The sequence below is a fragment of the Nitrospirota bacterium genome (assembly GCA_013388455.1).
Lineage (GTDB): Bacteria > Nitrospirota > Thermodesulfovibrionia > Thermodesulfovibrionales > SM23-35 > JACAFF01.
Genome location: JACAFF010000022.1, coordinates 154,447 through 166,317 on the forward strand (window position 1 = coordinate 154,447; position 11,871 = coordinate 166,317).

The 11,871-nt window shown below is 37.5% G+C and carries 14 protein-coding genes; 10 read left to right on the forward strand and 4 right to left on the reverse strand.

Features of this window, described 5'->3' with window-relative positions; genetic code table 11:
- Positions 1–2: 2 nt before the first annotated feature.
- Genes rpoN through lptC form a run of 4 tightly spaced genes read right to left on the reverse strand, consistent with a single transcriptional unit; the run spans position 3 to position 3,170 of the window.
- Positions 3–1,460 (reverse strand): RNA polymerase factor sigma-54, encoded by a 1,458-nt coding sequence (gene rpoN / locus HXY53_05600; protein NWF76033.1) that lies wholly within the window; start codon positions 1,458–1,460, stop codon positions 3–5.
- Positions 1,460–2,182, reverse strand: coding sequence for an LPS export ABC transporter ATP-binding protein (gene lptB / locus HXY53_05605; GenBank protein ID NWF76034.1), 723 nt, complete (start codon positions 2,180–2,182; stop codon positions 1,460–1,462). Before lptB ends, rpoN begins: the two co-directional genes overlap by 1 nt.
- An 18-nt stretch (positions 2,183–2,200) precedes the next feature.
- A complete protein-coding gene (locus HXY53_05610; protein ID NWF76035.1) occupies positions 2,201–2,689 on the reverse strand; it encodes a hypothetical protein in 489 nt (162 codons plus the stop codon).
- On the reverse strand, positions 2,661–3,170 hold the full coding sequence (gene lptC / locus HXY53_05615) for an LPS export ABC transporter periplasmic protein LptC (protein NWF76036.1): 510 nt from the start codon (positions 3,168–3,170) through the stop codon (positions 2,661–2,663). Before lptC ends, HXY53_05610 begins: the two co-directional genes overlap by 29 nt.
- A gap of 134 nt (positions 3,171–3,304) precedes the next feature.
- Between lptC and metG the strand changes: the two genes are divergently transcribed.
- From metG to HXY53_05665, 10 genes are all read left to right on the forward strand, one after another.
- Positions 3,305–3,625, forward strand: coding sequence for a methionine--tRNA ligase subunit beta (metG, locus tag HXY53_05620; GenBank protein NWF76037.1), 321 nt, complete (start codon positions 3,305–3,307; stop codon positions 3,623–3,625).
- Positions 3,626–3,647: 22 nt separating this feature from the next.
- Positions 3,648–4,655 carry an ADP-ribosylglycohydrolase family protein gene (locus HXY53_05625; protein ID NWF76038.1) on the forward strand — a complete coding sequence of 336 codons (1,008 nt, stop codon included), beginning with the start codon at positions 3,648–3,650 and terminating at the stop codon, positions 4,653–4,655.
- Positions 4,656–4,933: 278 nt separating this feature from the next.
- On the forward strand, positions 4,934–5,533 hold the full coding sequence (gene lexA / locus HXY53_05630) for a repressor LexA (GenBank protein NWF76039.1): 600 nt from the start codon (positions 4,934–4,936) through the stop codon (positions 5,531–5,533).
- Positions 5,534–5,658: 125 nt separating this feature from the next.
- Complete coding sequence (locus HXY53_05635) at positions 5,659–5,898, forward strand: hypothetical protein (protein NWF76040.1); 240 nt, start codon at positions 5,659–5,661, stop codon at positions 5,896–5,898.
- A gap of 533 nt (positions 5,899–6,431) precedes the next feature.
- Positions 6,432–7,334 (forward strand): hypothetical protein, encoded by a 903-nt coding sequence (locus HXY53_05640; protein NWF76041.1) that lies wholly within the window; start codon positions 6,432–6,434, stop codon positions 7,332–7,334.
- A complete protein-coding gene (locus HXY53_05645; GenBank protein NWF76042.1) occupies positions 7,321–7,896 on the forward strand; it encodes a hypothetical protein in 576 nt (191 codons plus the stop codon). The genes HXY53_05640 and HXY53_05645 overlap by 14 nt, the downstream gene beginning before the upstream one ends.
- Before the next feature lie 218 nt (positions 7,897–8,114).
- Positions 8,115–8,312: a hypothetical protein gene (locus HXY53_05650; protein NWF76043.1), complete on the forward strand. Its 198-nt coding sequence runs from the start codon at positions 8,115–8,117 to the stop codon at positions 8,310–8,312.
- Between the two features lie 371 nt (positions 8,313–8,683).
- Positions 8,684–9,901, forward strand: coding sequence for a DNA polymerase IV (gene dinB / locus HXY53_05655; GenBank protein NWF76044.1), 1,218 nt, complete (start codon positions 8,684–8,686; stop codon positions 9,899–9,901).
- Between the two features lie 80 nt (positions 9,902–9,981).
- On the forward strand, positions 9,982–11,310 hold the full coding sequence (locus tag HXY53_05660) for a sigma-54-dependent Fis family transcriptional regulator (GenBank protein ID NWF76045.1): 1,329 nt from the start codon (positions 9,982–9,984) through the stop codon (positions 11,308–11,310).
- 249 nt (positions 11,311–11,559) lie between these two features.
- The coding region (locus HXY53_05665) for a hypothetical protein (protein ID NWF76046.1) at positions 11,560–11,871 on the forward strand (312 nt) is incomplete at its 3' end.

An 11,871-nucleotide genomic window follows, 5' to 3' on the forward strand; every position in this document is an offset into this window, starting at 1 on the left:
CCTTATAGTGAAGTCTGTTTTTTCCGTTTCGATTGTGAGGCAATACCGAGCTCTTCTCTATATTTTGCTACTGTTCTTCTTGCAATTGTAATATTTTTTTTCTTGAGTATCTCTGCAATATGATTATCACTTAGCGGTTTTTGTGCATCTTCTTCAGTCACGATTTTCTTTATAAGATTTTTGACAGATTTTGATGAAATACTTCGCATCCCGCTATTAAGAGCACTGCTGAATAGATACCTAAAACAGAAAATTCCACGATCACATGATATGAATTTGTTCGAGGTAACTCTGCTTATAGTGCTTTCGTGTAAATTGATTGCTGAAGCAACATCTTTCAATGTTAAAGGTTTAAGATATTCAATTCCTTTATCAAAAAACTCCCTCTGAAGAGATAAGAGTGTCTCTGTAACCCTATAAATAGTCCTGCTTCTTTGATCAAGACTTTTTAATAGTCCAACTGCTGAACGGAACTTTTCAATAAAAAATTGCTTATCCTCTTTTGAAAAAGCATTATCATGCTGGAGTAAATTTTTATAAAAATTGCTGATTCTCAGCTTTGGGATACCCTCATCATTTAAAATAATCTGATATTCATCATGCGTCCTGATAAGAAACACATCCGGAATAATATAATTTACATTAAAACTTGCAAAATTCCTGCCTGGCTTAGGTTCAAGCCCTTCAATAATTTTTAAGGCAGCCATTACTTCACTAATGGAAATACCATACTGCTGAGCAATCTGGGTATATCTTTTCTTTTCAAGGTCATCCAGATTGTTCCTAATTATATTTTCAACAACAGTGTTCTGGAGGTTAAATGTCCTGATTTGCAGAAGTAAACATTCACATAAATTTTTTGCACCAACCCCTGGAGGATCAAATCTCTGTATCAAATCGAGTGCCTTCTCGACTGTCTCTTTTTGCACTTTCGCTGCCTCTACAATTTCGTCGATACTTGCAACCAAATATCCATTTTCATCAATATTTCCTATAATTATCTCTCCAACTTTTTTAATATCCTCGGACTCATTTGAAAGTCTCAACTGCCATAAGAGATGGTCATAAAGATCTGGTTCTTTAGAAATAAATTGTTCAAATGAAGGTGGAGTTACTGTTCCGGGATTAAAGTATCCCAGATCCCTTCCATCATATCCCCTCTCTTCAAAGTATTCATCTACAGTAAAATTCATGAGCTTCTCGAGGGGGGCTTCTGCATCTTCTAATATCATATCTTCAGGTTCAATATTGTCTCTCTCTTCATAGACGGTTTCTTCTGATGAGACCTCTTCCATTTCATCTACTATTTCTTCAAGGAGTGGATTTTCCATTAGCTCCTGATTTAAGAATTGTGTGAGCTCGAGATGAGGAAGTTGCAAAAGCTTTATCGCCTGCTGGAGTTGCGGGGTTAATATTAGTTTCTGTGATAATCTGAGTTCAAGTCTGCTCTCGAGTGCCATTAGAGTCTGAACTCCTCTCCAAGGAAGGTCTCTTTAACCATTTTATTTGATATGATTCTATCAGGACTTCCTTCCTCGAGAATTTCTCCATTATTAATTATATAAGCCCTATCTGTTATAGAAAGTGTATCTCTTACATTATGATCTGTTATAAGAATGCCGAGCCCTATATTTTTCAGGTGATTCAGCATCTTTTTTAACTCAATGATAGCAATAGGGTCTATTCCTGCAAAAGGTTCATCGAATAAAAGAAAAAGCGGTTTTATAGCGATAGCCCTTGCTATCTCAGTCTTGCGCCTCTCTCCTCCTGAAAGTTTATATCCCTCTTTTTCTTGGAGACCTGTAAGATTAAATTCTTTCAATAAACGTGCCAGCTCCAATTCAATCTCTTCGCGATTAAGGCCCTTTATTTCAAGTACTGCCCTTATATTATCTCCAACAGTCAGTTTTCTGAATATCGAAGGCTCCTGAGGCAGATAACTTATTCCCATCCGTGACCTTCTATACATGGGCAACCTTGTTATATCCTGATTATCAAGAAAAATCTTCCCCGCATCAGGTTTTATCAGACCCACAGTCATATAAAAACTGGTCGTCTTCCCTGCACCATTCGGCCCGAGTAGGCCTACTATCTCTCCTGAACTGACGTAAAGGTGCAGATTTTTTACAACCTGTCTCTTACCATAATATTTTGAAAGACCTTTAGTCTCAAGGAGGTGCATTATTAATTCTTTACTTTATTATTTCTTTTTTCTAAGGAAAACCTTACTTTCTTCTACAAGAAATCTGTCTTCTTTCATAAAATAAGTCATCTTTTTACCTGTAACAACATTTTCACCCTCTGTTGCTCTCGGCTCACCGGTAAATATAATTTTTTCTCCATCCGCAAGATATGTAGCTTTTTCCGAAACAACAACCCTGTCTCCTTTTATAAATTTCACATTCCCTTCTGCATCAATCCTTGTCACATTTCCTGTATCCTTATCGCTCAGAACAACCATCTTGTCTGAATATATAGTTGTATCTGTTGTTTTTGCAACAACTGAACGTTCAAAAATAGCCGTATTTGTTTTGTTATCAGCAGTAAGCATCTGAGAAGTGATGACTATCGGTCCTTTAATTTCTCCTGATCCCTGTTCGGCAAGGCCTTCTGAAATGAACAGGGGAAGAATCGAGAAAAAAAGGATGAGACTGACTAAACTACTTATAAAAGATTGCCTTGACATCATTGTATATCCGGACTTTTTGTTCTTTATCAACTTTCATTCCTCTGCCTTCAATTTTGAAACCTTTGCCCTCAACCTCTATTTTCCCGGCTGCCTCAATAGTTCCTGAAGAAATCTCATAATCAATCATTTCTGCTTTTATAGTGTAATCCTTTGCCTTCGCCTTAATAGCTCCACCAGTTGTAAAGCTCTGCTCGGAAAGATTATATATGCCTTTATCAGCGAACAAGGTAACGTCATTTTCAGGTATAAACAACTGAATTTTTTCCAATTCAGCTTTCTCATCACTTTCAGTAAAAACTGCCTTTTCTGCATTAAGTATCCATGCGGTCATCCCGGTCTTTTTATGGATAATCTTCAGGTCTTCAAGAAAAGAGCCTTCTTTTATGTTCAACTTTATATCTATTTCCCTCGTGGGTATCAACATTATTAAAAGAAGAGTAAAAGATATAATAGAAATCCCTATTAATAAACCTCTCTTCATTAAAAATTCTATCATATAGAAAGAACTATGTAAACCTTTAAGTTTCAAAGGCTGAGCAAGATTTTATTGCCAAAAGATGCATAATTGTAATAGTATTAAAAATTTAAAGAAAACCATCACAAGAGGTATAAGCTATGATTACTTACACGGATTTTAATAAACTTGATATAAGAATCGGGAAAATCGTATCAGCAGAAAAAGTTAAAGACACTGATAAATTACTCAAATTAGAAGTTGATTTAGGTTTCGAAAAAAGAAATATCGTTGCAGGGATTGCTGAACTATATGAACCAGAGCAAGTCATTGCCAAAGAAATTCCTATACTCTTAAATTTAGAACCAAAAAATATCAGGGGAATCATAAGCCATGGGATGATTCTCGCAGTTGATGTTGAAGGGAAACCTGTTTTAATGCATCCGGAAAAAGAAGTTCCGCCGGGCAGCAAAATCAGATAATTAAGAGTAATAAAGTAAGAACATGATTCCTCATAGAGATCAATTCAGTGGATGTCTTATAGGACAATGCCTTGGTGATGCTACTGGTTTTGTTGTGGAGGGATTTTCAGCAGAAGCATGTCAAAGATATATTGAAGATTTTCTGCTAACTGAAAAAGTTGTTTCTTTCGGAAGATTCCCCTTCCCTTTCGGACAATACTCTGACGATTCACAACTTGCCCGTGAATTGCTCCTGAGCTATGTAGACTGTAAGAAATTTGATCCAGAAAATTATGCAAAGCGTCTTATGCGTATCTTTATAGAAAGGAGGGTTGTAGGGTTTGGTTATTCTACCAGACAGGCAGCTTTAAAACTCGCGGAAGGCATTTCATGGGAAGAATCAGGCACACCTTCTCCATCAGCAGGAAATGGTAGCGCCATGCGTGCTGCACCTATAGGATTAATCTTTTTTGATAACCCAAAGGCGTTAATTCAGGCAGCACATGACCAGGGAAGGATTACCCATAAAGATCTAAGATGTTCGGCAGGAGCAGTAGCAGTCAGCGGAGCAGTTGCGATTGTGCTGAAAAATAAGCAAATAGATGGAGAAAGCTTTATTAATTCTCTTTGTGATTTGACCGGAGAAATTGATACAGACTTTACATCAGAGTTGCAGAAATTAAAACAATGGAGCTTGTTACCTCCAAGGGAAGCTGTATTATTTATCTCCAGAGCAGGGATTGATCCTGAATATATTGAAGAAGATGGATGGCGCGGCATAACTCCTTTTGTAATCAGCAGTGTTCTATGGAGTCTCTATTGTTTCATCAGAACGCCAGATGATTACTGGCAAACAATCTGCACAGCAATTTCAGCAGGCGGAGATGTTGATACTACAGCATCAATGGCAGGTGCTATAAGCGGTGCATATCTCGGACTTGGAGCAATCCCATCTGAGCCGGCACATCAACTTACCGATCGCGGAAACTGGAAGTTTGATGAACTTGTTGAATTAGCACATAAGTGCTATGAAATAAAAATGCGGACATAAAATAAAACCCTTCACATTTCCAAAATTTGCCGATGGAGATTCTTAATCTATTTCAGCATCTCTTTAAATAAATATCAAAGGCTTTAAGATTCTATCGGCAAATCCGGGCATTTTTATCTGCTTGACAAAATTTTATTTTTAGTATACATTTGTATATATAATTTACCCCCCACTTTCTGAAGAAAGACTGGGCAGGGGATTGGGGAACAGACCCCTTCCCGCATCCGCCCCTGCCCAGCCACTTCCAATTAAGGTGGGGATATAAAAGAGAATTTCCTATGAAAGAGCTTACTGATAAGCAGAAACGCATACTTGAGTTCCTGAAAGAATACACGAAGACCCACGGTTACCCGCCGACTGTAAGGGAGATCGGTGCTCACTTTAAAATCCTGTGGGCTGCTGCAAGAAAACATCTTCAGGCAATTGAAAGAAAAGGCTTTTTAAAATTAAACCCTTTAAAATCAAGGGGCATAGAGATTCTTAGTTTTAAACCATCGAGTGGATTAATGCTCCCCGTTGCAGGAAATATAAGGGCCGGCAAACCAATCCTCGCACAGGAGGATATTGATACGCATATACTGATTGATAAATCCTTGTTTCCCCATCAGGATGCTTTCGTCCTGCGAGTAACAGGTAATAGTATGATTGAGGCCGGCATATTCGATGGAGATTATGTTATCGTGAGTCCCCAGAAGACGATCGAAAACAGTGAGATTGGAGTTGTGTTGATAGAGGATGAAGCAACTGTGAAAAGGATATATAAAGAGAAAATGAAAATAATTCTCAAGCCTGAAAACAAAACCATGAAATCGGTAACTCATAATGCTGATGAAATAACAATTATAGGCAAGGTTGTGGGAGTAATCAGAAAACTGTAAGAAAAACGACTTATCAAAATACCCCTAACCCTTCCCTCTCTCCCACAAGTGGAGATGGGAAATATTCCCTCCCATGAGGGTAGGGGATTAAAGGGAGAGTATAACGTCGTCTTTATTTATTCTTAATGGACATCGGAGAAGCCATAAGCGTTATTGCATCATTCGGCCTGCCGTATAAAATCCGGCCGCTGAAATTCAAATGGAACAGGAGACTCTTTGAAGTAAAAGAGATTACCTATACATGGGAAACCAGAGAAGGACAGACAAGGTCTTATCACTTCTCTGTATCAGATGGAAAAACATTGTATGAATTGAGTTTCGATACCACATCACTTCTCTGGAGGCTTGAGAAGCTTGAGGCATAAGCGTTGACAGTGATAAAGGGGATTGATAGAATACGTTCAACACAGGCGGAACTAATGGGGTAAATATTAGTAAAGACATATCAGACAGGACAATAGTTTCCTTCAAATATAATCCTCATCTTGTCGCAAAGGTCAGAACTATCGAAAGCAGAAAATGGTATATGGAATGATGCGCAAGAGGAAGTTTTTGTATGAGATTAAGAGACCGAGAAAGGATAAGAAACTGCCTGTCGTTCTGAGCAAAAAAGATGTTGCTAAAATCCTATCATCTGTTGATAATATCAAACACCTGTAAAACTCAAGGCCGAAGATATAGATAGCAAAAGAATGCTGATTCATATCAAAGGGGCTGAGAAATGAGATTTATTGGCAAAGGAATTGATTTTCTGGCAATTCTGCCAGAGCTAAAATATCCGCACCAGGTGCTGATACATTGCCAAATTAGAATTATATCAGCACTTAATACTGATGTGAACAAAATGAGCAAAAGTTGCTAACGCTCCATTTTGCTCATCGGTACGGCGGGTAAGCAAATGCCAGATTTTCGTGAAATCGTCTTTTCTCTTGGAATTGATCAGGAGACAGCATCAAAGATTACCTCATTGTTGGAGGAGGCGAATGGTGTAAAACCAGACCTTTCAGACATCCCCCAAATAGCTACTTTATTCAGTGAGAAATTTGGAATAAACCACGACGAGTCACTAAGACTTGCATCTTCTACACTACTGGAAGATGGAAAGGCTGAAGTTTATCGCAAGATGAAACCAAAACTTAAAGAAGCTGCTATATTGCTTGCAAGAGCAAAACCATCGTTGAATATATTTACTGCCTTCAGACAGATTTACCAAACATTATTGAAAGCGAAAGAAGGTGATAGAGAATTCAGACTTGAATATTATATTAAAAAGGCTATGGAGTATCCGAGGGACATAGATCTTGAGATTTTTGAACCGGACAAGTATAAGGGAACTGAGAATTATTTTACCTGCTCGTTTGTGCCATGGTATTTAGAAGAACCTTTGAGACATTTTACACATGTTCTTAGTTTTGCGGACACGAACGCATTATCTGCGTTAACCAAGGCACAAAATAGTGGTGGAAGGCTCTATAGCCTTCTGCTGCAAAAACTGGTAGTTTCAGATAAACCCTGGCCAGAAGAGGAACCTTCGCCAGTGGAGTCATGCGTACTCCGTCCTGGCAATTGCGTAATTATCGTCCCTTGTGTTGATGTTCAAGGAAAAGTCCCTGCCGTAGAACCAACTCTTCTGGTTTTCATCCACAGTGTATACGATACTTTTGAGATGGCATCTTGGTCGATTGAGAAAATCGTTCCTTATCGGGCCATGTTGGCAAAGATTTTTGCTGTTATTTGGGGAGATGGAGGAGGAGAGGCAAAAGGAGTAAAAATGGTTGGAGGCAAGTTTGAGTATTTATGATGTTTTTCAAAAAAACCTGTTATTGCATAATATAAAAAACAAAAGACAGGAGCCGACAATTTCTCTTAAAAAAGACGTCTGTCCTGGATGCGGTGGTATAGCGGGCGAGAAAACAGTCCGTATTGAGATATGGAAGTTCTGGTGGCTGAGATTTATTTTGAGGGATGAACCTGGGAATTGGTGGAGATGTGATCAAGTAATACTGTCCCCTTCCTACTGCGAAAATTGCGCCTCAAGTCTTGGTAAAAAGCAAACCTTTGCTTCTGTATTAGCTATACTTCCTTTTCTCATCGTTCTCGGCATTGCCCCACCTCTACAGAAAAATTTTTTCCCCTTTTTCTTTTTATTCGCTTATAGCTTTTACCTTGCGTTGTGGGGTAATTATACATGGGCGGATCGTCTTCTTTATGGTTGGGAACTCAATATACAACTTAAAGAATGGATCCCTGATACAAAAGGAAAGGTTGTTTTTCCTGTGCCAGCTTCACAATGCATTTTTCGTATTACGTTATTCTTCTTGGGAGGTTTCTTGATGTTGGTAGTGAAGGAAATAATTTCATAATATACTATTCCAAAATTCAAAATATAATGGTAGATGATTACACCTTTACAAGAGCAGATAACATTATTCGCAGTTTCATTTCTCGCAGCGACAATTTCGGGAGCAGCAGGATTTGGCGGAGCATTAGTTTTGCTCCCCGTTTTGACAGAAATGGTTGGAATAAAAGCAGCCGTTCCAATCTTGACTATTGGACAGATTTTCGGAAATGCTTCACGAGTTTGGTTCGGCAGACTGACAGGTTTTTATCAGGAATTGCAGGAAGTGGAGGTCCGCTTGGAGCAGCCTTTTTTCTTGGACTTAATTTGACTGCGACAGCATATATTGCAAGCGAAGCATTTACCGCTTTGACAATGCACCTGATTAAAACAAACGTTTACAAGAAATATCCGCTTATCGGACAGACTGAACTTTATTAAAGAGATGGTTTTAAAAAAATAAATATTAGCAGTATAATTAATAAAATCCGCCAAGAACTGAAAAAAAACAGTAAAGAAAAGACCGAAAAAACCGGACAAAATTTTTTTTTTGAGATTAAAGAAAAAGTTGAATCGCTCATAAATAAAACAGGATTCAAAAATGTTGAAAGCAAGGTTCAAATAGGGTTTTACATCGATTATCCTCAACTGGATAAATTCACTTTACTCAAAAGATTTTTGAAATCTTTAATTGGGGAAAAACAGTTGGATGGGAATACAGGTGTCTCAAAATATGATAAATGAAAGAATATAAAAATCCGACGTGTTCCGGACAATCATATAGCGGCTCTTCTGGAGGAACATTTAAATTAATGTCCAACATCATCCTATGCATAGATATGGATGCATTTTTTGCATCCGTTGAGCAACAGACAAATCCAAAGCTAAGGGGGAAACCGATTGCTGTAGTCGGTTCCGGCGCACGGACTGTTATTACAACCCGTTCGTATGAAGCAAGAAAATATGGGGTTAAAACAGGGATGAATATATACGAGGCAAAGAAAATATGCCCTCACCTTATCCTCGTTGCTGGCAATAACGAAAAATACACATATACCTGTAGGGAGTTACAAAAAATTTATCTGCGGTTTACACCTGATGTTGAGATTTATTCAATTGACGAGGCTTTTCTCGATATAACAACAACACACCATCTCTTTGGCGGGCCTGAAATTATCGGCTATACCATAAAAGATGAAATTCAAGACCGCTTCGGTATTACCTGCACGGTCGGGATTGCTCCAAATATTCTCCTTGCAAAACTTGCCAGTGATATTGCAAAACCTGATGGACTGAGATGGATCAAACCTGAAGAAGTAAACTCTGTTCTTGAAACTCTACCGATAAAAGAACTCTGGGGGATAGGGTCAAGGCTTCAAGATAAGCTCGAATCTATAGGGATAAGAACCTGTGGTGAACTCGGCAGGGCACCAGCAAGTCTTCTGAGGAACAAGTTTGGTATCATGGGAGAACATCTCAGAGCAATGGGTATGGGTATCTGTAACAGACCTCTATATGTTAAGGAGAAGGATCCGAAATCTATTGGCCATAGTATGACATTCCCGAAAGATCTATATCAAAGAAAAGATATAGACGCAGAAATTCTCAAAATGAGTGAGATGGTTGGTAGAAGGGCAAGGAAGTATGGATTTATCGGTAAAAAAGTGTCTCTGACTGTGAGATACCCTGATTTTGAAACTTTTTCGAAACAGATGACACTTTATGATTATACAAACCATACTCATGAAATTTATAAGAGTGCTATTTCTTTACTAAATACTTTTAAATTGAAAAACCGTGTACGACTGCTCGGCGTATCTCTATCGAGCCTCATCAGGGACAATAATCAGATGACCCTTTTTGAAGACAGGAAAAAAGAAAAGGCACTTCTTAAGGCAATGGATACTGTTAATGACAAATTTGGTGATTTCAAGCTTATATGGGCATCGTATCTAAAAAAGATGGAACCACCCCGCGTAATACCCCCTGCATGGAGACCATCAGGCATAAAAAATATTCAGATCAAATAATAAAATTTAATTTATTTGTATCTTATTTGAAAAATTGATAAAATCATAATGATTTAATAGGTAAGGAGCCAATTGATTAGATGTTGAAAATCTTGTGCGCTCTTAAAAAACCTCAAAAAGAAGTTATTTCATTACTTGAAGATCATGCTGTGGATATAATTTCCGAATATGAATCAATCGAGGAAATCATTGTAAGAAAAAACTATGACATTATATTACTTCAAGATGATATTGATATCCTCTCGCATATTAAAAATATTGATCCAAGAATCGAAATAATATTCTTCGGAGATAACGATCTGGATGCTATTGATGCAATTAAAAAGGGAGCATCTGCTTTTTTCTCTCTTTCCTCTGATAAATTAGAAAGGCTTAAGACAACTATAGATAGCATTTCAAACTTCATTGAGATGAATAGGGATACTGCTGAGTTAGAAAAAATACTCAGAACTCGATATACATTTGCAGGAGTGGTGGGTAAAAATCCAAGGATGCTTGACATATTTGCTCTTATGAGATGTATAGCACCATATTTTAAGGTTGTTACAATAATAGGTGAAACAGGGACAGGTAAAGAGGTTATAGCTAAAGCCCTTCATTCCCTGAGTCCAGCTTCAAAAAACCAATTTATCATTTGTGACTGTGGAGCAATAGCAGACAATCTTATAGAATCAGAACTCTTTGGCCATAGGAAAGGTTCTTTTACTGGCGCGATAAAAGATAAAATTGGTTTATTTGAAGCTGCTGGTGAAGGAACTATTTTTCTGGATGAGATAGGAGATCTTCCATTATCTTCGCAGGCAAGTCTACTAAGAGTGTTACAAAGCAACGAGTTCAGAAAAATTGGAGATAATCAATTGTTGAAAGCAAAATGTAAAGTTATAGCTGCAACAAACAAAAATCTGCAAGAAGAGTGCAAAAAGGGGAATTTTAGAGAGGACCTATATTATAGACTTACTCCTCTTAGTATTAATGTCCCTCCTCTTCGTGAAAGAAAAGATGACATCCCACTCCTATATAAATTTTTCCTCGAAAAATTTAGCAGCAGAACGGGGAAAAAAGTTCATGGCTTATCGAGACCTGCACAAAATATTTTAATGTCCTATGATTGGCCTGGTAACGTGAGAGAGCTCGAAAATACCATTGAACAGGCAGCAATCTTAACTACTGAAACATTCATCAGGCTGGATGATCTCCCAGCACATTTAAAAACATTTGGTTATAAAAAAGAGCAAAAAACCAGAGTATCCTCAATCGATGATGTTATAAAAAGACATATTGAAGAAACTCTTGTTAAATGTGAGGGTAACCGAACCAAGGCTGCCAAACTTCTGCAAATAAGCAGGAGAGCTCTTATAAGAAAAATAGAGAAATACTCTGTTTCTCTTGATATTCATAAATATCACTAAAGCACACCAATACCAAAAACGCACATATTTCTAAATACCTGAAAAATCCTGTCTTAATCTACAATTTTCACAAAAAAATCAGTCACTTACCTTTTTATTTACTTATTTTATTCTGTCATCTAAATATGTCAAAACCGCACATTAATTTTTATATCGTTAATTTCTGATTATTAATTTTTCTTATTTATCAATATGTTAGCTTTTCTTTCTAAAAGGCATATTTTTCGCTTTTATCAATATAACGGAAAAATGAATGAATATGTAAAAAATATTTTGATTAAAATCCTGATAATAATATTATTATTATCTTCGGGAATATCTGACATTCTTTGGGCATCTATTAAAGGCTCACCGCATGATATCAGACATGATATGAGAATAAATAAAGAGGAAGAAAGTTATGAGCCATGTGCAATGTGCCACACACCACACTCTGGTTCAAGCGATTATCCGCTCTGGAACAGGATGGCACCTGGTGTAGTTTATGAGATGTATCAGAGTGCATCTTTTGACATGTATGAAGGCAATCAGCCTCAGGCACCATCTTCACTTTGCCTTGTA